Below are 25,962 nucleotides of genomic sequence, written 5' to 3' on the forward strand. Positions count from 1 at the left end.
GATGATTGAAGTAGGTACCGTATTGGTAAGTGAAGAGTTGATCAACGAAGAATTTGTGTGCAATCTGGGCAAATGCCACGGTGCGTGCTGTGTCGAAGGCGATGCGGGAGCACCACTGCAACGCGATGAACTGGCCATGCTCGATTCGGTTTATCCCAAGGTAAAGCGTTACATGACCGAAAAAGGGATTGCTGCAATAGAAGAACAGGGAACACACGTTGTCGATATGGAGGGCGATCTCACTACCCCGTGTGTAGATGGGAACAAAGAATGTGCCTATGTAACCTGGGAGAATGGTATTACCAAATGTGCGATCGAAAAAGCCTATGAACGTGGAGAAATTAACTGGAAAAAACCCATTTCCTGCCACCTCTATCCCATCCGTACCACTACGTATCCCGAGTTTGACGTCCTGCATTACGATCGTTGGCATATCTGCCATTCAGCGTGCTCGCTGGGCAGGGAATTGAAAGTACCGGTATACGCGTTTCTCAAGGAACCGCTCATCCGTAAGTATGGACAAAAGTGGTACGATGAGCTGGAAGAATCCGTGTCGATGCTATAGGTTATTGTAGATTATCTTAGTATCTTGCGCCGGTCTTACGCACATGTTCAAACTAAGCGAAATACAAAAACCCATTGCCAACGAGCTGGCAATTTTTGAAGACAAATTCAAAGAGTCGATGCGGAGTTCGGTTCCGTTACTCGACCGTATCACACACTACATTGTCAAGCGCAAAGGCAAACAAATGCGTCCCATGTTTGTCTTTTTTTCTGCGGGGCTGTGCGGAAGCATCAACGAAGCCACACACCGTGGCGCCGCCTTGGTAGAACTGCTGCACACAGCTACCCTGGTACATGACGATGTAGTAGACAATGCCAATGTACGGCGTGGCTTCTTTTCGGTTAACGCGCTCTGGAAAAATAAGATTGCCGTGCTCGTGGGAGATTTTCTTCTCGCTAAGGGGTTGTCGCTCTCGATCCGCAATCATGACTTCAATTTGCTTGAAATCGTTACCCACGCCGTAGAACAAATGAGTGAAGGCGAGTTGCTTCAAATCGAGAAAGCCCGCCGGATGGATATCGAGGAGGCTGTTTATTTTGAAGTGATCCGGCAGAAAACAGCATCGTTGATTGCCTCCTGCTGTGCTTGTGGCGCGGCATCGGGCGGTGCAGAGGAATCCACCGTGGAACTTATGCGTCAATTTGGAGAAAACGTAGGGATTGCCTTCCAAATCAAAGACGATCTGTTTGACTTTGGCATCGACGATGTCGGAAAACCATTAGGAAACGACATCAAGGAGAAGAAAATTACATTGCCACTGATTTATGCACTACAGCAAGTGAGCAAGTCCGAAAAACGACACATCATCAATTTAGTGAAAAACCACAGCGAGGATGCAAAAAAAGTACATGAGGTCATCGCATTTGTGAAAGCAAATGGAGGCATGGAATACGCTGCTTCCAAGATGCTGACCTATCAGCAGGAAGCATTTGATATCCTGACCCGTTTTCCTGTTAACGACTATCGCAACGGGTTGGAGCAATTGGTAAGATATACAACTGAACGTAACAAATAACATGAGCAACGAACTTCTATTCTTTGGCGGATTTTTACTTTTTATTGTGCTCATGCTGGCCATCGATTTAGGCCTTTTCAGCAAAAGTGATAAACCGGTAAGTCTCACCCAGGCGGCTATCATGAGTGCGGTATGGGTAACCTTTGCGCTGGCATTTTATGTAGTTCTGCGTATATGGGGGCACGAACTGCACGATGTGCACGACTTTGGCAGGTTGGCAGAAATCACCAAAAAACACCTTCATAACATCCGTCTTATACCCGATGATTTTGCCGCTAGTCTCGCTATTTACAAGAATAATCTGGCGCTGGAGTACCTCACAGGGTATGTGGTGGAATATGCCTTGTCTGTAGACAATATATTCGTTATGGTATTGGTTTTCAGTTCATTTGGTGTACCGGCAAAATACTACCACAAAGTCTTGGTATGGGGTATTATTGGGGCCATTGTGCTGCGATTTCTGTTTATATTCCTTGGAGCTGCATTGATTGCTCAATTTGGATGGATACTTTATATTTTCGGTTTCTTCTTGGTTTACACGGGCATTAATATGTTTATGCATCGGAGCGAGGAAGAAGAAATCGATCCCCAAAACCATACGGTAGTAAAATTTGCCTCCAAGTATTTCTCGGTCTATCCCAATTTTGTTGGCGGCCAATTCTTTCACCGAGAAGCAGGTAAAAAGTATATCACGCCGCTTTTCCTCGTCTTATTGGTTATCGAATTCACCGATTTAATTTTCGCTGTGGATTCCATTCCGGCCATCTTTGCGGTGACCAAGGATCCCTATATCGTCTTTTTCTCCAATATCTTTGCGATCCTCGGTTTGCGGTCGATGTTTTTCCTGTTGGTCAACATCATCCACAAGTTTCATTACCTTAAAACCGGCCTGTCATTCCTGTTGGTTTTCATTGGAGCCAAAATGTTATTGCATCACTGGTTAGACGAATGGGGCTTTACCACGTCGCATTCCTTGATTGTCATTGTTTCAATTTTGGCCATCAGCGTAATTGCGTCGTTGGTTTTCCCGAGGAAGGCAAAAGTCGAGTAACCCGTTAAAACCACTGGACATTCTGTATCTCCGGTGTTCGCTCAAACACCTTCTTGGCATAGGGACATAGGGGTAGAATCTTGAGGTTGTTGTCGCGTGCAAATGCAACCGCGGCCATTACCAGCTGTTTCCCAATTCCCTTTCCCGAAAAATCCGGATTCACTTCCGTGTGATCAATAATGAATTTGTGATCGCCTGCCCAGGTGTACGTCATCAGGCCGGATTCTTGGCCATCGATCAACGCGCTGAATTGTCCCTTTTTGCCGTTATCATCTCGTTGGATTTCCATTGTTATTTTCTTTAGGGTTGTGTAATGTAAGAGGTTCCGGTATTCTGGAAGAAAAAGGCCCATTTATCCGCCTGTTCAGCAATGACCATGGCAGTCGGCTTTCCGGCGCCGTGGCCCGCTTTGGTTTCGATACGGATGAGCACCGGGTTGGTACCCCCGTGATAGGCCTGCAAGCGTGCGGCAAATTTGAAGGAATGCGCAGGCACCACCCGGTCGTCATGATCGGCGGTAGTCACCAGCGTAGCGGGGTAAGCGGTCCCTTCCTTTAACCGGTGATACGGAGAATACCCATACAAGTATTGAAACATCTCCTCGTTGTCATCGGCCGTACCATAATCGTACGCCCAACCGGCTCCAGCCGTGAACTTGTGGTAGCGCAGCATATCCAGTACGCCCACAGCGGGGAAGGCCACCTTAAACAGCTCCGGGCGCTGTGTCATCGCCGCTCCCACCAACAGACCGCCATTCGAACCGCCGGCAATACCTAATTTATCGGAGGAGGTATATTTTTCGCTGATCAAGTACTCGGCAGCTGCAATGAAATCGTCAAATACGTTTTGTTTTTGCAGTTTGGTTCCCGCCAAGTGCCATTTTTCACCGTACTCTCCACCGCCCCGCAGGTTTGCTACGGCGTACACTCCTCCCTGTTCCAACAAGACGATATTGGAAGTGCTGAACGAAGGACTAAGGCTGATGTTAAATCCGCCATAACCATACAGTAACGTTGGGTTGGTGCCGGTCAGCTCCAGCCCCTTCTTATACGTAATGATCAGTGGCACTTTGGTGCCATCCTTGGATGTATAAAATACCCGTTTGGATTCGTATCTCGTTGGGTCAAAATTCACGCCTGATGCTTTGTATAACGTCGACTCACCCGATGCAATGTCATACCTAAAAATCGTCGGCGGGTACACATACGAAGTAAAGGAATAATACAATTCCTTATCTTCCTTTTTTGCCCCGAAACCGCTCGCAGAACCGACATCCGGCAAATCAATGGTTCGTTCCAGTTTGCCGGACCGGTCGTATTGCTGCACGAAGGAAGTAGCATCTTTCAGGTAATTAGCAAAAATCTTTCCCCCACCGGTACTAACGTTCAGTACGTTTTTGGTTTCGGGAATGAGGTCCACCCAATTTTCCGGGGTAGGGTTCCCTGCATCCACAGTTACAATTTTCCCATTCGGAGCATGTAAGTTCGTATAAATAAAAAGGGTTGAACCATTGTTATCGATAACCGCATGGTCCTTCTCAAAATTGTCTACCACGCTCATGATCGGACTACCTGGGCGGGAAAGATCCTGAATATAGAGTTCACCGCCACTGGTGGCATTTGCCGCGGTGATAACCAAGAACCGCTCATCTTCGGTTAGGTATCCCCCGATGTAGCGACGGGGCATACTGGCCTCGCCAAAAATCAGTTGATCTTCCTTTTGGGGTGTATTAAGCTTATGGAAATAGAGTTTGTGCTGATCGGTAACGCCCGAGAGCGTGCTTCCCTCCTTGGGTTTGTCATAACTGCTATAATAAAAACCGTCGTTGGCTCTCCACGCCAAACCACTGAATTTAACATCCATCAATGTATCGCCCACTACCGATTTATCCTCGGCTTGAATGACCACCACTTTCCGCCAATCCGACCCCCCTTCTGACAACTGATAGGCCACCAGACTTCCATCTCTGCTGAAGGCAATACCCGCCAACGAGGTGGTGCCGTCTTCCGAAAACGTATTGGGGTCCAGAAAAACTTCTACCTCGCCGTCATCCCCTTTCTGACGATATAGCACACTCTGGTTTTGCAATCCATCGTTTTTATAGAAATACGTATAGTTACCCTCTTTGAAGGGAGCTGAAAACTTTTCATAATTCCACAATTTCTCTAGCCGCTTATAAATTGCGTCACGGAAAGGTATTTGCGCCAGGTAATGGTTGGTCACTTTATTTTCAGCTTTCACCCAAGCCTTTGTATCAGCAGCGGTATCGTTTTCGAGCCAGCGATACGGATCGGGCACTTCGGTGCCGAAATGGTTGTCTATTACTTCCCCTTTTTTGGTTTCCGGATAAGGCAATAACGTCATGGTTGGTGCAGGATCAATGGTTTTTTTCTGTTCCTGACAAGCGGTTGTAAGTACAGCCAGGACAAGAATGTTTACGGTTCTGTTCATGTTTGTAAGTCATATGTGCAAAGCAAACTTAGGTAAAGTTGCTTTTATTTGCAATACGTCTCCTATTAACAAACCATCCACCCGTGTTATTGTCGATGACGTTCGCCGACGCACAATCGCGACTTTATGCTTAACAAGGAACACCTGATATACGATTAGATATGGAGGTTATTTGTATTAGCAAAAATTTAAATCCGCTCTTGGAATTGCAACTTAAAATATATTAACTTTAAACGATCAGTCATTCCTATTCCAATCAGTTGAGTTGATCCTCCATACCCTGTATACGCCAACTGGGTATTTTCTCTGTACCTTCTTCGAAGTGAGTCCAACATGAGTCCAACATGAGTCCGTAGTAAGTCCAGGTTTTCGCGTAGAAACTTGGACTCACTACGGATTCACCATGGTATATCCTTTGGTTCATAGTAAAGCAAGTACGGACTTAGTCACCAGTTGTTACGGACCATGTATTCACCGGATAACTACCAACTATATAAATGATACTGAATTTCGATTAGGTAAGGCTAAGGTACAACATTTATCCGACGTACCCAAACAAGCCGAACGCAGCAAAAGACCGGATGCCGAATGCATAAAAAAAATGCGCCGAGAAAAAATCTCAGCGCACTTCCTATAAAAATCGTTACGTACGTTTGGTGAAAAATCAGACGTCGTAGGTAGTCGAAGAAGTTTCTCCTCCACGCCCTGTCCAGTTGGTGTGGAAAAATTCACCGCGTGGCTTGTCTAGGCGCTCGTAGGTATGGGCGCCGAAGTAGTCGCGTTGCGCCTGTAGCAAGTTTGCCGGTAGGCGTTCGCAGCGATATCCATCGTAATAAATTAATCCCGCACTTAAACAAGGAACAGGAATGCCATTTGTGATAGCAGACGCAATCACTTTTCTCCAACCGCTTTGTGCTGCCTGGATTTTCTCTTTGAAGAAGTCATCCAAAATCAAGTTCTGCAAATCCGGATTTTTATCAAACGCCTCTTTAATTTTACCCAGGAATGCAGAACGGATGATACATCCTTCGCGCCACATAAGGGCGATACTACCGTAGTTCAGTTTCCAGCCATATTCCTTGGCCGCCACGGCCATCATCTGGTATCCCTGCGCATAAGAGATCACCTTAGCAGCGTACAGTGCGTCACGCAGGTCGTTGATGAACGCCTGACGATCTCCATTGAAAGAAGGTGTTGGTCCGTGCAGCACCTTTGAAGCGGCTACCCGCTCTTCTTTCAAAGCCGAAAGGCAGCGTGCAAATACCGATTCCGCAATCAGCGTAAGGGGAACGCCCAATTCAAGCGCCACCGTTCCGGTCCATTTACCGGTACCTTTTTGTCCGGCTGTATCGAGGATTTTATCGACTAAAGGTTGCCCATCTTCGTCCTTAAATGCCAGGATATCGCGGGTAATCTCAATCAGGTAACTATCTAATTCGCCTTCGTTCCACTCTTTAAATACTTCGTGCATTTCGTCGGGCGTCATACCCAGCACATCTTTCATGATCTGATACGTCTCATTGATCAGCTGCATATCGCCATATTCAATGCCATTATGTACCATTTTGACAAAATGACCAGCGCCGCCGTCGCCTACCCAATCACAACACGGAGTTCCGTCGGCAACTTTCGCTGCAATTGACTGAAAGATTGGCTTAATCGCGGGCCAAGCAGCAGGAGAGCCTCCCGGCATGATAGACGGGCCCAAAAGCGCCCCTTCCTCACCGCCCGACACTCCCGTACCGATGTAGTATAATCCTTTGCTTTCTACATACTTTGTCCGCCGTTCGGTATCTGGAAAGTGTGAATTCCCACCGTCGATGATGATATCGCCTGCATCCAAATGTGGAATCAGCAATTCAATAAAATCATCAACAGGTTTACCCGCTTTGACCATCAACATTACTTTCCGTGGGCTCTTCAACGACTGGATGAGATCCTCAATGGAAGTGGCTCCATAGATGTTTTTACCCTTTGCGCGGCCATTCACAAAACGCTCTACTTTGTCAACCGTACGGTTGTAAGCCGATACATGAAAGCCTTTGCTCTCCATGTTCAGGATGAGGTTTTCCCCCATTACGGCGATACCAATGACGCCTATATCAGATTTTGCTTGCATACCCTTATAACTTTTGCTCCCAAAGTTATACTTTACCTACGAAGAATAAATAAAAAGTGTCGAAAATTTATAAACCGCCGTTTCTCTAGGTTCGTTGCTAACTACGATTTGCCCCGTTGTCCGATTTCCGTAACCGGCAATGCATCGTGTTTAGGAACATACAAAGGCTTTATGTTACTGATTGATCAACGTTCCCGGAAAGTCGGCAACCGTTTCGCAGCAGACCTGTTCCATCACTTGTTTCAATTGAGCTTTCAACAGCGCAATGGTATGGTCGCCGCCTTGCTTGCCCAACGCAGACACGCCGTACATAAACGGGCGGCCCATAAATGTAAATTTGGCGCCACAAGCAAGTGACCGACCGATATCGGGTCCTGACCGTAATCCGCTATCGATCATCACCTTCAGTTTGTCGCCATAGTTGTCGGTAAGTCCTTTTAAAGGTTTGATAGTCGATTCACCTGCGTCAATTTGCCGGCCGCCATGGTTGGATACGATGACGCCGTCGGCACCGATGCGGATGCTTTCTTCCATGTCCTCGTCGCTCACCACTCCTTTGATGACCAACTTGCCTTTCCAAAGATCCCGGATGGCTTTAATTTTATCGGAATCCACACGCCCGGTGAATGTGGCGTTCATGAATTTGCCAAGCTGTTTGATATCGAGGTCCTTTCCCATATAAGGTTTTAACGTGGCAAAAGTCGGCATGCCCGCCTTCAGAAATTCGACGGACCATGCTGGCCGCACAGCTGCCTGTATGAAATTGTTGATCGTGATTTTCGGCGGCATGGACAGTCCGGCTTTAATCTCGCGGTAGCGCAAGCCGAATGACGGGACATCCACCAACACAACCAATACAGGACAACCCGCGGCTTCCAACCGACGGAGGATATCGTCGCGCAGCCTGTTTTCAGTTGGATGGTACAACTGAAACCAAAATTGGGATCCGGCAACTTCGGCAATCTCTTCAATACTTGCCGTGGATACCGTGCTCAGAATATAGGGGACATTGTGCTTCCGCGCAGCTTTGGCCAAAATGACGGGTGCGTTCGGCCACATCAGCCCTTGTAATCCGATGGGCGATATACCAAACGGTGCATCGTACACATGACCGAACAATTCTGTCCGCATGTCCACACCGCTGTGTTTCCTCAAATACCTTGGCATGAGTTGGATATCCTTGAAATCCGTTTCATTGCGCAGCAAATTTAATTCGTCGTTGCAGCCTCCTTCGAGGTAATCAAAGGCAAACTTCGGTATACGCCGTTTGGCCTTCTTCTTTAGGTCTTGCACCGACGGATATTGAGGGTTATATTTCAGTAAGTCAGGATTCATTTAGTTTACTCCTTCTTTTTAGGGATTATTCGCATAAAACCGCAGTTCGATTAAATCACTGGGCAAGGGTCGCTCATTCCACGACGCATGAATGGCCAGTGCCGCCCCCACCGCCGTAGCCTGTGCCATCGAGGCTGCGAAGACCTCCATTTCCGGAAACGCATCGGCAAGCAGATTCATGTAGATGGCATTCTTGCTGAATCCACCGTCTACGAAGATACGTTTCACCGAAGAACCGCTGATCACCAGCTGGGTAGCAACCTTCTGGAGATCTACCAAATCCATGATGAGTCGATGGTATGCTTCGTCATACGACCGATAATCTGATAAATTTCGTTGTGCGAAGGCCGACACTTTGCCTCCGATGGGTTGTGGACCTTGCTTCTCTTCACGAAGTTTGGATACAATGCTCCGATTGTACGCTAAGTTGCGATAGCGGCTGGAAGGCTGGCCGAAATGTTCGGCAAGCCGTTTCACCTCCTGTTCGTGCTCATAGCCTGCAAACAGCCGAGAGGCTTTTACCGGCGTTCCCTGATAATGCATGTAGCAGAGGCAGTCGGATTCCAGTTCCTCTTTAGTCAGCGGTGTATGGTTAAACGGATTGAGACTGATACACCAAGTACCCGTTGAGATCAACACAAAAGGTTCGTGGAAACTCACCAGATACGGGATCAACGCTGCCGAGCTATCGTGCAATCCCACACCTACACCGTATCCGTTGCCCGGAAACGACGCCGGTAATACCTGATCGCCCAGTGCGATGGGTGCCAACTTATCGATGATGCCTTCCCGGTATACCCATTCGTGGTAGTCGTTTTTGGTGAAGTCCCACAGATGCGTATGACAACCGATACTCGTCATGTCCGAGTGCATTTGTCCGGACACCAAAAAACTTAGGTATTGCGGCAAATGCAACGCATAGTGGATACGTTCAAACAATGCGGGCTTTTCGTACTTGGTACGGTACAACTGCATTCCCGAATTGAGGCTACCTAAAATCGGTGAAGCCGTAACAAACGCTACCGTGTCTTCACCCCCATACGTTTCATAAAATTTACGCTGCAAGGCTTCGGGATAGGGCTTGAGGTAGTTGCATAATGGAGCCAGCGGTTTACCATCTTCGTCAACATACACCAAGCTGGCACCATACGCGGCAAAATTGATGGCCCGTACCTCGAACTCGGGCTTCCGGAATACCTCGTGCAACGAATCGAATACCGAAAGCCGTAGGCTTTCCAGGTTCTCGCACGGATCGCCATCTTCATCCACCGTTTCGGTAAACCGGGCGGATCGTTCAAAAACGATCTTGTACTGTTCGTTAAATAGGAATAGTTTCTTATTCGTCTTACCTACATCGAATATTGCTATGACAGGTGTTTTCATTACAATCCTGTGGCTACCGTTTTAGCACCCCGTTCTTTAACCAACTGGCCACGCACGTCCAACTCCCTGAACAATTGAATCGGATTCACGGCAGCACCTGCCCTTTTCCGAGCTTCTGCCACCAACGGACGTACATCCGTGCGAAAGGCTTGTTGCAACACTTCCTGTGCACGAACCACGTCGTTATCCGCCTGTGCTTCGGTTAATGCCTCCCGGTCTATCAACAGCGCTTGTGCATACGCAATCAAGATGGCCTCAACCGATTGCAGCAGATCTTCGAGCGGATCTTTGACGTTATGGGAGGCATCAATCATCCACCCCAGATCCTTCGTATGATCCATGCCCCGGTTGTCCATCCCTTCCACCAATTCACTGAAGATCAAAAACAATTGGTAAGGCTTAATACTACCGGTGGTCAGATCGTCGTCACCGTATTTTGAATCATTAAAATGGAATCCACCGAGTTTCCCTTCCATCAACAGGAGGGATACAATCTGCTCGATATTGGCATTGGGCAGGTGGTGGCCAAGATCGACCAATGTATATGCCTTGTTACCCAACTTGCTGGCATATAGCAGCGACTGTCCCCAGTCGCCCACTGTAGTGGAATAAAAGTTGGGTTCGTAGGCTTTGTACTCCACAAATATTTTCCAATCTTCCGGAAGGGCTTCATACACCTCTTGGAGGCTTTCCAACGTATTTCCGAAAGCCTTGCGAAAATTCAGCTGCCCCGGAAAACACGATCCGTCGGACAACCAAACGGTCAATGACTTGGATCCCAATTCAATACCATGTTTAATCACGTCGATGTTGTGCTCAACAGCCTGTTTACGAACCGCTTTATCTACGTGCTGCATGGAGCCGAACTTATAGCTAAGCGCCTGGCCTGGTTGGTCCTGAAACGTATTGGAGTTCATCGCATCGAACTTCAGGCCATGTTGATTGGCCAGTTCGCGTATCGCGGCGTAATCCTCAGGGATATCCCACGGAATATGTAGGGATATGGCACCGCTTGACCGGTTGAGTGCGTGCAACAAACCGATGTCTGCTATTTTTTCTTCCAAATTGCGCGGCTCCCCCCCTCCAGAAAAACGGCCGAAACGTGTGCCGCCGGTACCCAATGCCCAACTGGGGATGGCTACTTGAAAATCGACTAACCGCTGTACAATCGATTCCACGTTTGGCAATTCTTCCGCCACTTGGTTGAATCTACGATTTTGAACCGTTTCGAGTTGTTGATTATGTTTCGCTATTTGATTTTTATCGATATTCATCTGTTTGTTTTTTGCTTCCAGTTGTCAGATGAAGCCTTTGATGATCAAAATAATCATTGCCCTGTGGGCTTATTGATTATTTTTGATCATGTCGGGTTCATTGGGGACTACTTAAGTCAAAGATAAAATAGAATTGCCAATTAAACGCCTTACAGACCGATTTAATTGACAATTCTGCTAATAAAGGATAACTTACCGCACGAATGCCATGGCAACGCCTCCATCCACATTCAACACATTGCCGGTAGACTTCTTCATCAGTCCACCTACCAGGGCAAAGCATGCATTGGCAATGTCATCCGGCAAAATGATTTCACCGAGCAGCGTACGCTTGGCGTAGTATGCGGGCAATTCTTCCACAGTAATCCCATAGGCTTTGGCGCGTCCTTCAGCCCAGCCACCTGCCCAGATATTGCTGTCGCTGATGACTGCATCGGGATTCACCACATTTACGCGGATCTTATCGGCGCCCAATTCGGCCGCATTCAACCGGCTTAAATGCAGTTGGGCAGCCTTGGCCGAGCCATAGCCGGCATTATTGGGACCACTGACCAGTGCATTTTTGCTGACGATATTGACGATATCGCCGCCAATGGCTTGTTTTTTCAATACCTGTACGGCCGCTTGGGTGACCAAAAACTGTCCCTTTACCAATACGTCATAGAGCAGATCCCAGTCTTTCTGGGTGTGGTCTTCGATGGTCTTGGAAATCGATAGTCCCGCATTGTTGACCACGATATCGATCCCACCGAAGGCTAGCGAGGCAGTATCAAATGCCTGTTGAATCTGATCTGCATTCGTTACATCCAGCTGTGCGGTGGCATACGCATCTTTTCCAAAGGCAGTTTTAAACTCTTCGGCAGCCCCGTCTAATCGTTCCGCATTAAGGTCATTGAGGATGACAACCGCACCTTCCTGTACAAATTTTTTAGCGATTGCTTTTCCGATACCGCCCGCACTGCCTGTAACCAACGCAATTTTGCCCGACAAAGGTTTGGGTTTCGGCATGCGCTGTAATTTAGCTTCCTCCAAGAGCCAGTATTCGATGTTAAATGCCTCCTGCCGGGGCAGCGACGTATATTCCGAGATTGCCTCGGCGCCTTTCATGACATTGATTGCGTTGATATAAAATTCGGCTGCTACACGCGCCGTCTGCTTATCCTTAGAGAAGGAGAACATACCGATACCCGGATAGAGAATGATGACCGGATTCGGATCGCGCATCGCCGGGCTATTGGGATGTTTGCAAGTTTCGTAATATTCCTTGTACATCGCACGGTACGCTTCAAAGGCCGGAGCTAATGCGTTTTTCAGTGCTTCTGCGTCAGACAAGTCTGCATCCGGTGCCAGATCCAATACCAGCGGACTGATTTTGGTGCGCAAAAAGTGGTCGGGGCAACTTGTACCCAATGGTGCTAAGCGGTCGAGGTCGTTGGAGTTGGTAAATTCAAGCACGCGGGCATCATCCGTGAAATGCCCCACCATGTGTCGCTCGGAAGAACAGAATCCGCGGAGCACCGGAGCCAGGGCCGCGGCTTGCTTTTTACGCAATTCGGCGGGCACATCTGCTAGCTTGGCTCCCCCAAATACCGGACGTTTCTTTCCGTAGTTGGCTTCCAGGTATTCGGCGCATTGCTCAATGACAGTCAGTGTATTCACATAGCTTTCGTAGGCCGTGTCTCCCCAGGTGAAAAGTCCGTGTGAGCCCAGCATAATCCCTTTTATTCCGGGGTTGTCGTTAAGGCACTCGCGCAACTTCAGTCCCAAGTCAAATCCCGGCCGTTGCCATTCCACCCAACCGATCTCTCCATTAAACAGCTCCTGTGTAATCCGCTTCCCGTCTTTTGCCGCTGCAATGGCGATGGCCGCATCCGGGTGTAAATGGTCGATATGTTTAAAGGGAAGGAACCCATGCAGGGGGGTATCAATGGACGGAGCCTTTGACGCCAAGTCGTAAATGCAATGGTTAAACAGCTCAACCATTTCATCCTCATGTTCAATGCCGCGATATACGTTCTCCAGGCTCCGCAACCGGTCTACATAGAGCGCCGCCAGTCCACTGCGTGTCAATGTGCCGATATCCCCTCCTGAACCTTTAATCCACATAACTTCCGTGTCAAGCCCCGTAAGTGGGTCTTTGGCGATCGCCTTGCATGAGGTGTTGCCTCCGCCGTAATTGGTAAGACGCAAATCAGCTCCCAGCAGATTGGATCGGTAAAGCAATAGGGCTACTTCATCTCCCGCTAATTCGGCTGCTTTCGCATGGTCCCATAAATAACTGACATGCTTAAACGATTCTTTTCCAATGATCTCAGACATCTTTTTATTGTTTTTTTTGTTAATTCGTTTTTGTTATTTGACTTTCAGCGATCAGCTTTCTAATGTTCTAGCAAAACCCACAAGCAGGATGGAAAGAATAATAACTGCGATCCCGCTGATGATGGTAACATATGTTTTCTTGCTGACGCCTTTCCACTCCTTCAGGATTACTCCCCAGGCGTTGGCGATTAGGATAATGAAGGCCATGTGCAATATCCAGGAACTGGCTCCGTTGCCCAACCGGCTTTCTCCCATTCCGTAAAAGAAAAACTGTAAGTACCAGGTGGTACCCGCCAATGCGCAAAAGAAAATATTCCGTGCGATGGGCGCTTTGGAATTCACATAATCACCAAATGTTCGGTTGCGGGCGTTAAGAAACATACACCACACGAAATTGGTGGTCAGTCCGCCCCAAAGCACGACCACATAGGTCACGTTGTTCTGGAACAAAAACTCCCCCTGCCCCGGATTGGCTGCCTTCCAGAGGTCATTGGCCACATTAGCCATCGGCTTGCCGGCCTCTAATCCAAAATTAAAGCAGGCACTCAGAATACCGGAAATAATACCTACCAATAGACCGATTCCAAACTTAAAATCTTTATTTCCGCTGGCATCGGCAGCCACTCCGACAAGTTCACGTTCTTTCAATACGCCCGCCCGGCCACATAAGTAAATACCGACGATACAGACCAGCAGCCCCAACAGTATGGTTCGTCCCGAAGCGGTTGTGAAAAATAGGTCAATGGTTTCTTTTCCCTCAGTTCCGTTAAAGAAATAAAATATAGAAGGTACCAGCGACCCGAAAATCATGGTTAACCCAAGGATGATACTACTCCCCAACGAAACGCCCAAGTATCGCACCCCCAAACCGTAAGTGAGTCCGCCCACTCCCCATAACAAACCGAATAAATACGAATAGCCGAGGGTGCTGCTAGCTGCTTGCCGGATAATATCGGCAAAACCAGGAATGGTTAAGTAAGCAGCAAGCGGCGGTACAATGAGCCAAGAAAACAGCCCCCCCACAATCCAAAATGTTTCCCAAGCCCAGCTTTTGACCTGTTTATAAGGAACATAGAAACTTCCCGAGGCGAAGCCTCCAATGAAATGGTAAATTACTCCTGCTAGCACCTGCATACAATACGGCAATTGGTTATTTAAAACGCCGCAAGATAGAAAAGAAGAAAAAACGAACTGTTATGTGCTGTCATGTTGTTAGTTTACCCACCTACTTTTCTCAATTTTCTTATCTTGAATTTCCTTTTAAACAATAAATCCCGTAATATCGTGTTTTTAATTTAAAAACTTAATTTGAAACAACGATCGAACATGAGAAACTTTGCATTCCCGGCCTTGCTGGTTGCGTTAATTTCATTGGGAACTGTTTTCGGACAAACGACATCACGACGGGAGCCCCCAAAAGGATCCCTTACGAGCGGCACGATTGACAGCCAATTCATTTATCTCTATGCAATTTCACGGACCCAGGACGGTATTGAACATGTTCGCCAGGCGAATCTTGAACGGATTCGGAAAAACGTAGCAGATTCCATTAAGGCATTGACGAAGGAAATCTCTGATTTAAAATCCAAAGATGGTAGTCAGCAAGCGGCGGTAGAAGCGATGACAGATTCCCTTTCCCAAGCCAGAAATGAGCTGCAAATCGCGCAAAGGGAAAAAGACAGTTTTTCATTTATTGGCATTTCCCTGCAAAAAAGCACCTACAGCTTAACCATGTGGGGCTTTGTCCTGCTATTAGCCGCGGCATTGATTTTTTACATTTATCGATACAATCAAAGCCATGTAGTAACCAATGACACCAAAAAAGCGATTGACGAACTTCAGGAGGAATTTGACCAGCACCGGAAAAAAGCCATGGAAAAGGAACAGAAGCTCAAACGACAATTACAGGATGAGTTGAACAAACGACTGGGATAAAGTGGTTTGTATTGGTATAAATCGATTGTGATGATGAAGTCCTTCAAAAAGAATATCCTTTTGCTGATCTTATTTGGGGCACTGATCAACCGGGTTTACGCAGAAAATCCAAAAACGCTTCCTATCGGTTCGTCCGCTCCTGATTTCAGTTTAAAAGGCGTGGACGACAAAACCTATACCCTGGAAAATTTCAAGGATGCAAACGTACTGGTTATTATTTTTACTTGCAATCATTGCCCAACTGCCCAAGCATATGAAGACCGCATCATCGAATTCACCCAAGTTTACGGCGCGAAGGGCGTTCAGGTAGTGGCCATTAGCCCCAATTCGGATGCCGCAATTCGACTGGATGAATTGGGCTATACGGACCTGAGTGATAGCTTTGAAGAGATGAAAATCCGCTATAAGGACAAAGGTTATAATTTCCCTTATCTTTATGATGGCGAAAACCAAGCTGTTTCAGCGCAATACGGTCCTGTTACGACACCGCACACCTTCGTTTTTGATAGGGAGCGGATATTGCGTTATGTGGGCCGTATTGATGACGACGAACACATCGGAAGAGCGAAAACATCCGACTTAAAAAATGCCGTGGATGAGTTACTGGCCGGAAAAGCGGTAACAACTCCCACCACGCGTACCTTCGGATGTTCGGTAAAATGGAAATCCAAAACCGATTGGAAAAACCACGAGGTGGAAGAATGGGCTAAGGAACCCGTAGCGCTTGAAGAAGCAAACCTGGACACCTTAAAATCGATGTTAGCCAATCCTTCGGGGAAATACCGTCTGGTCAACTTTTGGGCTACGTGGTGCGGCCCCTGTGTAGCCGAGTTTTCCGCACTCGTGGAAACCAATAAAATGTACCGAAACCGGGAGTTCGATTTCGTGACGGTCTCTCTGGATGCAAAGCAGTCAGCAGACAACGTGCAAACCTTTCTTCGGAAAAAATATGCCAGCAATCGGAACTTGCTTTTCGGCGATGCGCATAAATACGACCTCATGGAGGCCGTGGACGAAGAATGGCAGGGCGCATTGCCATATACCATCCTAATTGCTCCGGGAGGAGAAATTGTCTACAGGCAAATGGGCATTATTGACCCTTTAGCGCTTCGCAAAGCCATTGTTAAACACATTGGCCGTTACTATCCATAATCTGCCGTACATTTCTTTACATTTAAATTTGCTTTTAATTCTTTAAAGCGTATTTTTGCAGTCCAAAATTAAGGCCTGTATTTTGCCTTTATTACATTGGTTTATAAAATTTTAGTTCCGAATAATATGTCCAATATTGGAAAAATAGCCCAAATCATCGGTCCGGTGGTCGATGTCAGTTTCTCCGAAAACGCCAAACTTCCGAAGATTTATGACGCCTTGGAAATCGAGAAGGAAAATGGCCAACGGATTATCCTAGAAGTTCAGCAGCATTTAGGCGAAGAACGCGTACGTACCATTGCGATGGACGGTACCGAAGGCCTGATGCGCGGGATGAAAGTAGTTGATACCGGTGCCCCGATCAAAATGCCGGTCGGCGAAGCAATCAAGGGCCGGGTATTCAATGTGGTCGGTGATGCAATAGACGGCATTACGGGGCTTGAAAAATCCAATGGCCGCAGCATTCACAATACCCCACCCAAGTTCGAAGATCTCTCCACCGAAACGGAAGTACTTTTTACGGGAATCAAGGTAATCGACTTATTGGAACCCTATGCAAAGGGAGGTAAAATCGGACTTTTCGGCGGTGCAGGTGTAGGCAAAACGGTATTGATTCAGGAACTGATCAATAACATCGCAAAGGCGTATTCCGGTCTATCCGTATTTGCAGGCGTAGGCGAGCGTACCCGTGAAGGTAACGACCTCCTTCGTGAAATGCTGGAGTCCGGCATCATCAAATATGGTGAAGAGTTCATGGAAGGCATGGAAAAGGGAGAATGGCCGTTAGATAAAGTGGATGCGGAGGAATTGAAAGATTCCAAAGCGACATTCGTGTTCGGGCAGATGAACGAGCCTCCCGGTGCACGTGCGCGTGTGGCCCTGTCTGGATTGACCATTGCTGAATACTTCCGCGATGGCGATAGCGAAGGTGCAGGTCGTGATATCCTGTTCTTTATTGATAACATTTTCCGGTTTACCCAAGCAGGTTCCGAAGTATCGGCGTTGTTGGGACGTATGCCTTCAGCAGTGGGATACCAACCTACGTTGGCAACTGAAATGGGTCTCATGCAAGAGCGTATCACCTCCACGAAACGCGGTTCCATTACATCGGTTCAGGCCGTATACGTACCGGCCGACGACTTGACAGACCCGGCTCCAGCTACGACCTTTGCCCACTTGGACGCGACGACGGTACTTTCCCGTAAAATTGCCGAATTGGGTATTTATCCCGCCGTGGATCCGTTGGATTCTACTTCCCGGATCCTGAGCCCCGCAGTTTTAGGTGAAGAACATTACAATACCGCTCAACGGGTGAAGGAAATTTTGCAACGCTACAAAGAACTGCAGGACATCATTGCCATTTTGGGTATGGATGAACTTTCAGAAGAGGATAAACTGGTCGTTAGCCGCGCCCGTCGCGTACAACGTTTCTTATCCCAACCCTTCCACGTAGCCGAACAATTCACCGGCCTTAAGGGTGTTTTAGTAGATATTAAGGATACCATCAAGGGCTTCAACATGATTATCGACGGCGAAGTAGATGAATATCCCGAAGCTGCTTTCAACCTCGTAGGATCCATCGAAGATGCCATTGAAAAAGGCAAGAAATTATTGGCGGAAGCAGTTTAACATGAGATTAAGTATCATTACTCCAGACAAGCCCGTTTATGACGGTGAGGTTACATCGGTCACCGTACCCGGTTCTGCAGGATCTTTTGAAGTACTGAAAGACCACGCTCCGATTGTTTCTACATTGGAGGACGGGAAAGTAATTATCCGGACTACTGGTAAAAGCGAGGAAATTATCCGAATTATCGGAGGTGTCGTAGAAGTAGTCCACAACGAAATCACCGTGCTGGCCGAAGGGATTATTGAAAACTAAAAAGTAAAAAATAAAAGTAAAAAAAGCCTCCCGGCGTTGTTTGCCGGGAGGCTTTTCTTTTACAACTTTTTTCACAACCTTTACCATTTTACGCAGAATTTGGCATGCTCCTATCCCTATATCCAAAAATGAACTGAATACCAAAATTGGTTTTGGTATAATGCCATCAAACAAACATTTGTTAAAATGTTTAAAATACAGAATTTTTATTCGATATATAAAACATATTGAAATTTTATTCTTATTTGAAAAAACAGCTTTTACCTATTGCCAATACTAAATAAACATCCTACCTTAATAAAATCGAAAAGAGATAATAACCTATGACAACTTTGGGAGGGAAATTCAACTGTTTCATTGGTTTAAATTTGCTGAATTTATAGGTTAGCGGATATGAAATATTTCAGTAAAAATACATGGGTATATTTCAACGGTACGTTTGTCAAAGCAGACCACACCGAGGTTGACTTATTTGGACAATCGCTACACTATGGTTATTCGGCCATCGAGGGTATCCGTGCGTACAATACCCACAACGGCACCCGGCTGTTCCGGGCAGAACAACATTATGACCGCCTTCGTCGTTCATGCGAACTCGTAGGCATTTCCTTTCCGTGGAAAACAGATCTATTGGTTGAACGTACGTACGAACTGCTCGATAAAAATAATTTACGAAGCGCTTACATCAGGCCGTTGGTTACCGCCGGCCAAAACATGTACTTAACACCTGCAAAAGATTCCGATATCGTCATCACTGCCTGGGAATGGGGACCCTTTTTAGGCACCGATCTCATCCGCGTATCCCTATCGCCTTACCAGCGGCCGAATCCCGACTCCCTACCTCCGGAAGCAAAGATTTCCGGCCAATATGTGGCGTCGATTGTGGCAACCAACGAGGCAACCCAGCGGGGATTTGACGAGGCAATCCTGTTGGATCGTGACGGATACGTCGCACAGGCATCCAGCAACAATCTGTTTATCGAAAAAGATACGGTGCTGTATACCCCCGCAACGGGTTCTATTTTCCCGGGGATCACCCGGCAAACCGTCCTTGAGATCGCCAACGTACTGAACATCGATGTGATAGAAAAAAAACTAAGTCCCGACGACCTGCGCGGAGCCGACAGCGCCTTCCTCACCGGAACGGCTACCGGAATTGTCGGCATTGCGGCTGTCGATGATGCCGTTTTCCCAGAAGAATGGAGCGACACATTGGGCGCAACCATACAACGGGCCTATAAAAACCTGACATTGGAAAAAGAGAATTATGAAGTAATCATCTAATCATGCTAACTGAACAAACAACAGAACTTAACAAGTACAGTAAAGTATTAACGCAGGATAAAACGCAACCTGCGGCTCAAGCAATGTTATACGGCATTGGGCTGACTGATGACGACATGCAAAAAGCCCAGGTGGGAATTGCCAGCATGGGATACGACGGCAATACGTGCAACATGCACCTGAACGATTTGGCCAAGGTCGTAAAAGAAGGCGTATGGGGCAATGACCTGGTTGGTCTTATTTTTAATACAATCGGGGTGAGCGACGGCATGAGTAATGGAACAGATGGCATGCGCTATTCACTCGTGAGCCGCGATATCATCGCCGACAGCATCGAAGCCATCTGCGGAGGGCAATATTACGATGGGCTCATCGCCATTCCCGGATGCGACAAAAACATGCCGGGTTCTATTATGGCCATGGCAAGGTTAAACAGACCTGCTATCATGGTCTACGGTGGCACCATTGCTCCAGGACATTACAAAGGCCAGGACCTCAACATCATCTCTTCCTTTGAAGCGCTGGGACAAAAGATTGCAGGAAACCTGTCCGAAGAAGATTTTATTGGGATCGTCAAACATAGTTGTCCGGGTGCCGGCGCCTGCGGCGGCATGTATACTGCTAATACCATGGCTGCTGCCATCGAAGCATTAGGCATGAGCCTTCCCTATTCATCTTCCTATCCGGCGGTGAGCGAAGAGAAACGCGGCGAATGCAAAGAAGCGGGAAAATACATCCGCATCCTCCTCGAACGCGACATCAAACCTTCGGATATCATGACCCGCGAAGCCTTTGAAAATGCGTTGCGCGTGATTATTGTGCTTGGTGGCAGTACCAATGCCGTACTGCACTTTATCGCCATCGGTAAAAGTGTCGGCATAGCGATTACACAAGATGATTTCCAACGCATGAGTGATCAGACGCCGGTACTGGCCGACTTCAAACCCAGCGGCAAATACCTCATGCAGGATCTACACAACTACGGCGGCGTACCTGCCGTCATGAAATACCTGCTGAATGAGGGACTGCTCCACGGCGATTGCTTAACCGTGACCGGGAAGACATTGGCGGAAAACCTTTCAGATGTAACCCCGATCAATGAAATCGATCAGCCAATCGTTCAAACGCTGGACAATCCAATTAAACCCACTGGGCACCTCCAGATTCTTTACGGCAACCTGGCAGAAAAGGGCAGCGTGGCAAAGATCTCGGGCAAAGAAGGCGAACGATTTGAAGGACCAGCTCGCGTATTCAACGGCGAAAAAGACTTAATTGCCGGACTCGCTTCGGGCCGTGTGAAACCCGGAGACGTAGTGGTTATCCAAAACGAAGGGCCTAAAGGCGCCCCCGGTATGCCCGAAATGCTGAAACCGACTTCGGCCATTATCGGTGCCGGACTGGGAAAAAGCGTGGCTCTCATCACGGACGGTCGTTTCAGCGGTGGAACACACGGATTTGTCGTAGGACACATTACACCCGAAGCCTACGAAGGTGGACTGATCGGACTCGTGGAAGACAATGATACCATTGTGATTGATGCAGTAAATAACACCATCTCGTTACTCGTATCCGACGAAGTGATTGCACAACGCCGGGCGGGGTGGCAAAAACCTGCCTTGAAGGTATCCAAAGGGGTGCTTTACAAATATGCAAAAACGGTAGCCGACGCGGCCTCGGGCTGTGTAACGGACGAGTGTTGAAGTAAGTAAAAAGTCAAAAATAGAACGTAAAAAGGCCGACAGCCGATAGCTGGAAGCCGACAGCTAAAATAAAAGACTATGAGTACGTTGGAAATCACCAAGGACACACCGAAGGACAGGGCAGAAATCACTCAGATCAGTGGTTCACAAGCGGTGCTGGAAGCGCTGCTTGCGGAAGGTGTAGATACGATATTCGGTTATCCAGGAGGGGCTATCATGCCCATATACGATGCATTGTACGATTACAATGACCGGTTGAAACACATCCTTGTACGGCACGAACAGGGTGGTATTCATGCCGCTCAGGGTTATGCCCGTACTTCAGGCCGTGTGGGGGTGGTATTTGCCACCAGCGGCCCCGGTGCCACCAACCTGGTTACGGGACTGGCCGATGCAATGATCGACAGTAATCCCGTCGTCTGTATTACGGGTCAGGTATTTGCCCACCTGCTGGGTACCGATGCTTTCCAGGAAACGGATGTCATCAACATCACTGCGCCGGTGACGAAGTGGAACTATCAGGTTACCGATGCCTGCGAGATTCCTTCGGCGTTAGCCAAAGCATTCCACATAGCACGCACGGGCAGGCCCGGCCCCGTGCTGATCGATATTACCAAAAATGCACAACTGCAGCTGTTTGATTATGAAGGGTACAAAGTATGCAACCACATCCGCAGCTATCGGCCCAAGCCCATTGTACGCAGGGAATACATCGAACAGGCTGCCGCACTGATCAATGAAGCGAAAAAACCATTTGTCCTCTTCGGACAGGGTGTCATCCTGGGCAAGGCAGAAGCTGATTTCAAAGCATTCATCGAAAAAGCTGGTATACCTGCAGCTGCCACGGTTATGGGCTTGAGTGCGTTAGAAACCGATCACCCGCTGCATGTCGGGATGCTGGGTATGCATGGCAATTATGCCCCGAATGTGTTGACCAATGAGTGCGATGTACTCATTGCCATTGGCATGCGCTTTGACGACCGGGTAACGGGTCGGCTGGACAAATATGCCAAGCAGGCTAAAATCATCCACCTGGATATCGATCCTGCTGAAATCGATAAGAATGTCAAAACAACGGTTGCCGTTTGGGGCGATTGCAAGGAAACGCTTCCGCTGCTTACCGAGCTGGTAAACCGTCGCGAGCATGCTGATTGGCTGGGGCGTTTCCGCGAATTGGAACAGGCAGAAATCAAAGAGGTCATCTACGACGAACTGAACCCCACATCGGACATCATGACGATGGGCGAGGTGCTAAGAACCTTAAACGAACTTACCGATGGTGAGGCTGTTATCGTGACCGACGTAGGCCAGCATCAAATGGTTGCCTGTCGTTATGCCAAGTTCAACCGCTCAAAAAGCAACGTTACCTCCGGCGGTTTGGGCACCATGGGATTCGGACTGCCCGCAGCCATCGGTGCCTGGTACGGTACGCCCGACCGGACCGTGGTCGCAATCATCGGCGATGGCGGCATCCAGATGACCATTCAGGAACTCGGGACGATTATGCAATTCGGAGCCAAAGTGAAGATTGTCATCCTCAACAACGAATTTTTGGGCATGGTACGCCAGTGGCAACAGCTGTTCCACGACAAGCGGTATTCCTTTGTGAACATTACCAGTCCCGATTTCGTGACCGTTGCGAAGGGGTATGGCATCCCGGGACAAAGCATCCGCGAACGTAAAGATTTGAAACAGGCTGTGAGTGATATGATTGCACACGACGGTTCGTACCTTCTCGAAGTAATGGTGGGTAAGGAAAACAACGTGTTTCCGATGGTGCCCCAAGGAAGCAGTGTTGCAGAAATCAGGTTAAAATAAATTAATAGCATGGAAAAGCAGGAATATACCATCACCCTCTATACGGAAAATTCCATCGGGATGATCGGCCGGATCTCTACCATTTTTTCACGGCGGAAGATCAACATTGAGAGTTTGAATACTTCCCCCTCGGAAGCAGAGGGTATCCACCGGTTTACCCTCGTCATCCACGAAACAGAAGATGTCGTACACAAGTTGTGTCGCCAAATAGAAAAACAAGTGGAGGTGTTGAAAGCGTATTACAATACCAATGACGAAGTGATCTGGCAGGAACAAGCCCTGTACAAGGTGCCGACCGATGTGGTCACCGAAAAGGCCCCTGTGGAACGGCTATTGCGCCAATACGGTGCCAGTGCCGTGGTGATCCGCAACGACTATACGGTGTTTGAAACGGCAGGGCACCGGGAAGAAATTGATGCGCTCACCGAGGCATTGGCCGAATACAATCTCATTGAGTTTGTACGAAGCGCCCGCATCGCGATCATCAAAGACAGCGAAGGATTCCACAAGAAACTGAAGGAGTTCGAAGAAATGGAACCTGCTGAGGAGGTCGTCGAAAATCGCTACCTCAACAAACAGGACAAAGTGTTTACCATGTAACCTACCGGCGAATTGAATATGACAGCGTTAGTATTTGAGTATATCAGACAAACCAGAAAAGTATTCATTGAGCTGGTAGACGGATTAAGCATCGACGAGCTCAATGCTATTCCTGAGGGCTTCCGGAATAACATCGCCTGGAACTTCGGACACATTGTGGTGAGCACGCTCGGATTGTGCTACCGGAGAACGCAGGTACAGCCCGACCGGCAGATACAGTTTGTGGAATCCTACACAAAAGGCACAAAGCCTGAACACTGGATCGGCGAATCGGAAATCCATACCCTGAAGTCGCAAGCGCTGAATACGATCGACCTGATCGAACAGGATTACAAAAATGGTGCGTTCGCGACCGTTGTGCCGTATTCCACGGCAACCTTCGGGCTGGAAATGGATACCATCGAAGAAGTTCTGGTGATGTCACTGGCCCACGACAATCTCCACTTCGGCTACGCAACCGCACTTAGAAAAGCAGTACAAGAACAAAACAGTCAATTACATAAATAGAACAATGGCAAATTATTTTAACACCCTCCCTCTTAGAGAACAATTAAACCAATTAGGCGTCGCTGAATTCATGGATATCAGTGAATTTGCTGACGGTGTCAGTGCGTTAAAAGGCAAAAAAATCGTCATCGTGGGCTGTGGTGCACAGGGCCTCAACCAAGGCCTTAATTTACGGGACAGTGGGCTGGATGTTTCCTATGCGCTTCGCAAGGAAGCAATTGAACAAAAGCGCGACTCGTGGAAGAATGCTACCGACAATCACTTTACGGTAGGCACGTATGAGGAACTGATCCCCACGGCAGATTTGGTTAGCAACCTCACGCCCGACAAGCAGCACTCTTCTGTAATTGATGCAGTAATGCCATTGATGAAACAGGGAGCCACCCTCTCCTATTCGCACGGTTTCAACATCGTAGAAGAAGGAAAGCAAATCCGCAAAGATCTTACGGTGATCATGATTGCCCCAAAATGCCCGGGTTCAGAAGTAAGGGCAGAGTATTTACGCGGTTTCGGCGTGCCCACACTCATTGCTGTTCACCCGGAAAACGATCCGCAAGGAAAAGGTCTTGCAGAAGCAAAAGCCTATTGCGTAGGAACCGGTGGCCATAAAGCCGGTGTATTACGCTCGTCGTTCGTAGCCGAGGTTAAATCCGACTTAATGGGCGAGCAGACCATTTTATGCGGGTTGCTGCAAACCGGGTCAATCCTGTCCTTTGATAAGATGATCGAAAAAGGCATCGAACCCGGCTATGCGGCCAAATTGGTTCAATATGGTGTAGAAGTCATTACCGAAGCCTTAAAGCAAGGCGGAATCACTGCCATGATGGATCGGTTGAGCAATGTTGCTAAAATTAAAGCTTTTGAAGTTTCCGAAGAGCTGAAGACGATTATGCGCCCCTTGTTCCAGAAACATCAGGACGACATCATGAGTGGCCATTTCAGCCGTACCATGATGGAAGACTGGGCAAACGGGGATAAAAACCTGTTACAATGGCGGGCAGCCACGGGCGAAACAGCCTTCGAAAAGACACCTGCCGGCGATGTAAAGATCAGCGAACAGGAATATTTTGATCACGCGGTATTTATGGTTTCCTATATCAAAGCCGGGGTGGAACTTGCGTTCGAAACCATGGTCGAAGCCGGCATTAAACCCGAATCGGCCTATTACGAGTCCCTGCATGAAACTCCGCTCATCGCAAATACCATCGCCCGTAAAAAACTGTTTGAGATGAACCGGGTGATCTCGGATACGGCAGAATACGGCTGTTACCTCTTTGACCACGCGTGCAAACCCCTGCTGGCCGACTTCATGAAAACCGTCGATACAGATATTATCGGTAGAAATTTCAATGAAGGTAAGGACCTTGCGGTTGATAACCAAGCGCTGATCGCCGTAAACGAAGCCATCCGCACCCATCCGGTTGAAAAAGTAGGCGCCGTACTGCGTAAGGCCATGACCGCCATGAAGGCGATAAAAACCGCGTAGGAATCCCCTATCCGGACCGGCAAAAGCGTGCATCTGCTGAAACCGGTCCGGATGGCATATTTAGTGGCAAAATACACATCATTGCA

21 protein-coding genes are annotated in these 25,962 nt (G+C 48.0%); 13 read left to right on the forward strand and 8 right to left on the reverse strand.

Translation table 11 applies throughout. The features are described 5' to 3' along the window. The first annotated feature begins 1 nt into the window (after position 1). Genes BMZ56_RS07485 through BMZ56_RS07495 form a run of 3 tightly spaced genes read left to right on the forward strand, consistent with a single transcriptional unit; the run spans position 2 to position 2,631 of the window. Positions 2 to 565, forward strand: a complete 564-nt coding sequence (locus BMZ56_RS07485) for a DUF3109 family protein (protein ID WP_090626253.1) — start codon at positions 2 to 4, stop codon at positions 563 to 565. Between the two features lie 43 nt (positions 566 to 608). Continuing rightward, the gene (locus BMZ56_RS07490) at positions 609 to 1,580 is read left to right on the forward strand and encodes a polyprenyl synthetase family protein (protein ID WP_090625952.1); all 972 of its coding nucleotides are present in this window, start codon (positions 609 to 611) and stop codon (positions 1,578 to 1,580) included. A gap of 1 nt (position 1,581) precedes the next feature. Beyond that, complete coding sequence (locus BMZ56_RS07495) at positions 1,582 to 2,631, forward strand: TerC family protein (RefSeq protein WP_090625953.1); 1,050 nt, start codon at positions 1,582 to 1,584, stop codon at positions 2,629 to 2,631. A 4-nt stretch (positions 2,632 to 2,635) separates the two neighbouring features. Here BMZ56_RS07495 and BMZ56_RS07500 read toward each other — a convergent pair whose 3' ends face one another. From BMZ56_RS07500 to rhaT, 8 genes are all read right to left on the reverse strand, one after another. Continuing rightward, positions 2,636 to 2,920: a GNAT family N-acetyltransferase gene (locus BMZ56_RS07500; protein ID WP_090625954.1), complete on the reverse strand. Its 285-nt coding sequence runs from the start codon at positions 2,918 to 2,920 to the stop codon at positions 2,636 to 2,638. A gap of 11 nt (positions 2,921 to 2,931) precedes the next feature. Continuing rightward, on the reverse strand, positions 2,932 to 5,082 hold the full coding sequence (locus BMZ56_RS07505) for a prolyl oligopeptidase family serine peptidase (protein ID WP_090625955.1): 2,151 nt from the start codon (positions 5,080 to 5,082) through the stop codon (positions 2,932 to 2,934). Positions 5,083 to 5,746: 664 nt separating this feature from the next. Then, entirely contained in the window at positions 5,747 to 7,201 is a 1,455-nt protein-coding gene (gene gnd, locus BMZ56_RS07510; protein ID WP_090625956.1) for a decarboxylating NADP(+)-dependent phosphogluconate dehydrogenase, read from the reverse strand. 174 nt (positions 7,202 to 7,375) lie between these two features. Further along, the gene (locus BMZ56_RS07515) at positions 7,376 to 8,536 is read right to left on the reverse strand and encodes an alpha-hydroxy acid oxidase (protein WP_090625957.1); all 1,161 of its coding nucleotides are present in this window, start codon (positions 8,534 to 8,536) and stop codon (positions 7,376 to 7,378) included. 18 nt (positions 8,537 to 8,554) lie between these two features. Further along, complete coding sequence (locus tag BMZ56_RS07520; protein WP_090625958.1) at positions 8,555 to 9,919, reverse strand: FGGY-family carbohydrate kinase; 1,365 nt, start codon at positions 9,917 to 9,919, stop codon at positions 8,555 to 8,557. Next, positions 9,919 to 11,193 carry a sugar isomerase gene (locus BMZ56_RS07525; protein ID WP_090625959.1) on the reverse strand — a complete coding sequence of 425 codons (1,275 nt, stop codon included), beginning with the start codon at positions 11,191 to 11,193 and terminating at the stop codon, positions 9,919 to 9,921. The genes BMZ56_RS07520 and BMZ56_RS07525 overlap by 1 nt, the downstream gene beginning before the upstream one ends. Before the next feature lie 192 nt (positions 11,194 to 11,385). Further along, positions 11,386 to 13,512, reverse strand: coding sequence for a bifunctional aldolase/short-chain dehydrogenase (locus tag BMZ56_RS07530; RefSeq protein WP_090625960.1), 2,127 nt, complete (start codon positions 13,510 to 13,512; stop codon positions 11,386 to 11,388). 51 nt (positions 13,513 to 13,563) lie between these two features. Next, positions 13,564 to 14,646, reverse strand: a complete 1,083-nt coding sequence (gene rhaT / locus BMZ56_RS07535; protein WP_090625961.1) for an L-rhamnose/proton symporter RhaT — start codon at positions 14,644 to 14,646, stop codon at positions 13,564 to 13,566. A gap of 192 nt (positions 14,647 to 14,838) precedes the next feature. On the opposite strand from rhaT, the gene BMZ56_RS07540 reads away from it, so the two are divergent. From BMZ56_RS07540 to ilvC, 10 genes are all read left to right on the forward strand, one after another. Further along, a complete protein-coding gene (locus BMZ56_RS07540; protein ID WP_090625962.1) occupies positions 14,839 to 15,447 on the forward strand; it encodes a hypothetical protein in 609 nt (202 codons plus the stop codon). A 30-nt stretch (positions 15,448 to 15,477) separates the two neighbouring features. Next, entirely contained in the window at positions 15,478 to 16,599 is a 1,122-nt protein-coding gene (locus BMZ56_RS07545; RefSeq protein ID WP_218146502.1) for a redoxin family protein, read from the forward strand. Positions 16,600 to 16,725: 126 nt separating this feature from the next. After that, complete coding sequence (gene atpD / locus BMZ56_RS07550) at positions 16,726 to 18,228, forward strand: F0F1 ATP synthase subunit beta (RefSeq protein WP_090625964.1); 1,503 nt, start codon at positions 16,726 to 16,728, stop codon at positions 18,226 to 18,228. A gap of 1 nt (position 18,229) precedes the next feature. Further along, positions 18,230 to 18,481, forward strand: coding sequence for an ATP synthase F1 subunit epsilon (atpC, locus tag BMZ56_RS07555; protein WP_090625965.1), 252 nt, complete (start codon positions 18,230 to 18,232; stop codon positions 18,479 to 18,481). 393 nt (positions 18,482 to 18,874) lie between these two features. Then, the gene (gene ilvE, locus BMZ56_RS07560) at positions 18,875 to 19,765 is read left to right on the forward strand and encodes a branched-chain-amino-acid transaminase (RefSeq protein ID WP_090625966.1); all 891 of its coding nucleotides are present in this window, start codon (positions 18,875 to 18,877) and stop codon (positions 19,763 to 19,765) included. Positions 19,766 to 19,767: 2 nt separating this feature from the next. After that, on the forward strand, positions 19,768 to 21,465 hold the full coding sequence (gene ilvD, locus BMZ56_RS07565) for a dihydroxy-acid dehydratase (protein WP_090625967.1): 1,698 nt from the start codon (positions 19,768 to 19,770) through the stop codon (positions 21,463 to 21,465). A 78-nt stretch (positions 21,466 to 21,543) separates the two neighbouring features. Beyond that, the gene (ilvB, locus tag BMZ56_RS07570) at positions 21,544 to 23,283 is read left to right on the forward strand and encodes a biosynthetic-type acetolactate synthase large subunit (RefSeq protein ID WP_090625968.1); all 1,740 of its coding nucleotides are present in this window, start codon (positions 21,544 to 21,546) and stop codon (positions 23,281 to 23,283) included. A gap of 9 nt (positions 23,284 to 23,292) precedes the next feature. Further along, the gene (gene ilvN, locus BMZ56_RS07575; protein WP_090625969.1) at positions 23,293 to 23,883 is read left to right on the forward strand and encodes an acetolactate synthase small subunit; all 591 of its coding nucleotides are present in this window, start codon (positions 23,293 to 23,295) and stop codon (positions 23,881 to 23,883) included. A gap of 18 nt (positions 23,884 to 23,901) precedes the next feature. Then, a complete protein-coding gene (locus BMZ56_RS07580; RefSeq protein WP_090625970.1) occupies positions 23,902 to 24,390 on the forward strand; it encodes a DinB family protein in 489 nt (162 codons plus the stop codon). Between the two features lie 4 nt (positions 24,391 to 24,394). After that, positions 24,395 to 25,876 carry a ketol-acid reductoisomerase gene (gene ilvC, locus BMZ56_RS07585; protein ID WP_090625971.1) on the forward strand — a complete coding sequence of 494 codons (1,482 nt, stop codon included), beginning with the start codon at positions 24,395 to 24,397 and terminating at the stop codon, positions 25,874 to 25,876. Positions 25,877 to 25,962 lie beyond the last annotated feature (86 nt).

This window comes from Parapedobacter indicus (assembly GCF_900113765.1).
In the GTDB taxonomy this organism is placed as follows: domain Bacteria; phylum Bacteroidota; class Bacteroidia; order Sphingobacteriales; family Sphingobacteriaceae; genus Parapedobacter; species Parapedobacter indicus.

What these genes read in the sequence shown, in the direction of transcription:
- BMZ56_RS07485 (WP_090626253.1), top strand. Translation starts at nt 2, where the DNA reads ATGATTGAAGTAGGTACCGTATTGGTAAGTGAAGAGTTGATCAACGAA.
- BMZ56_RS07490 (WP_090625952.1), top strand. Translation starts at nt 609, where the DNA reads ATGTTCAAACTAAGCGAAATACAAAAACCCATTGCCAACGAGCTGGCA.
- BMZ56_RS07495 (WP_090625953.1), top strand. Translation starts at nt 1,582, where the DNA reads ATGAGCAACGAACTTCTATTCTTTGGCGGATTTTTACTTTTTATTGTG.
- BMZ56_RS07500 (WP_090625954.1), bottom strand. Translation starts at nt 2,920, where the DNA reads ATGGAAATCCAACGAGATGATAACGGCAAAAAGGGACAATTCAGCGCG.
- BMZ56_RS07505 (WP_090625955.1), bottom strand. Translation starts at nt 5,082, where the DNA reads ATGAACAGAACCGTAAACATTCTTGTCCTGGCTGTACTTACAACCGCT.
- gnd (WP_090625956.1), bottom strand. Translation starts at nt 7,201, where the DNA reads ATGCAAGCAAAATCTGATATAGGCGTCATTGGTATCGCCGTAATGGGG.
- BMZ56_RS07515 (WP_090625957.1), bottom strand. Translation starts at nt 8,536, where the DNA reads ATGAATCCTGACTTACTGAAATATAACCCTCAATATCCGTCGGTGCAA.
- BMZ56_RS07520 (WP_090625958.1), bottom strand. Translation starts at nt 9,919, where the DNA reads ATGAAAACACCTGTCATAGCAATATTCGATGTAGGTAAGACGAATAAG.
- BMZ56_RS07525 (WP_090625959.1), bottom strand. Translation starts at nt 11,193, where the DNA reads ATGAATATCGATAAAAATCAAATAGCGAAACATAATCAACAACTCGAA.
- BMZ56_RS07530 (WP_090625960.1), bottom strand. Translation starts at nt 13,512, where the DNA reads ATGTCTGAGATCATTGGAAAAGAATCGTTTAAGCATGTCAGTTATTTA.
- rhaT (WP_090625961.1), bottom strand. Translation starts at nt 14,646, where the DNA reads ATGCAGGTGCTAGCAGGAGTAATTTACCATTTCATTGGAGGCTTCGCC.
- BMZ56_RS07540 (WP_090625962.1), top strand. Translation starts at nt 14,839, where the DNA reads ATGAGAAACTTTGCATTCCCGGCCTTGCTGGTTGCGTTAATTTCATTG.
- BMZ56_RS07545 (WP_218146502.1), top strand. Translation starts at nt 15,478, where the DNA reads ATGATGAAGTCCTTCAAAAAGAATATCCTTTTGCTGATCTTATTTGGG.
- atpD (WP_090625964.1), top strand. Translation starts at nt 16,726, where the DNA reads ATGTCCAATATTGGAAAAATAGCCCAAATCATCGGTCCGGTGGTCGAT.
- atpC (WP_090625965.1), top strand. Translation starts at nt 18,230, where the DNA reads ATGAGATTAAGTATCATTACTCCAGACAAGCCCGTTTATGACGGTGAG.
- ilvE (WP_090625966.1), top strand. Translation starts at nt 18,875, where the DNA reads ATGAAATATTTCAGTAAAAATACATGGGTATATTTCAACGGTACGTTT.
- ilvD (WP_090625967.1), top strand. Translation starts at nt 19,768, where the DNA reads ATGCTAACTGAACAAACAACAGAACTTAACAAGTACAGTAAAGTATTA.
- ilvB (WP_090625968.1), top strand. Translation starts at nt 21,544, where the DNA reads ATGAGTACGTTGGAAATCACCAAGGACACACCGAAGGACAGGGCAGAA.
- ilvN (WP_090625969.1), top strand. Translation starts at nt 23,293, where the DNA reads ATGGAAAAGCAGGAATATACCATCACCCTCTATACGGAAAATTCCATC.
- BMZ56_RS07580 (WP_090625970.1), top strand. Translation starts at nt 23,902, where the DNA reads ATGACAGCGTTAGTATTTGAGTATATCAGACAAACCAGAAAAGTATTC.
- ilvC (WP_090625971.1), top strand. Translation starts at nt 24,395, where the DNA reads ATGGCAAATTATTTTAACACCCTCCCTCTTAGAGAACAATTAAACCAA.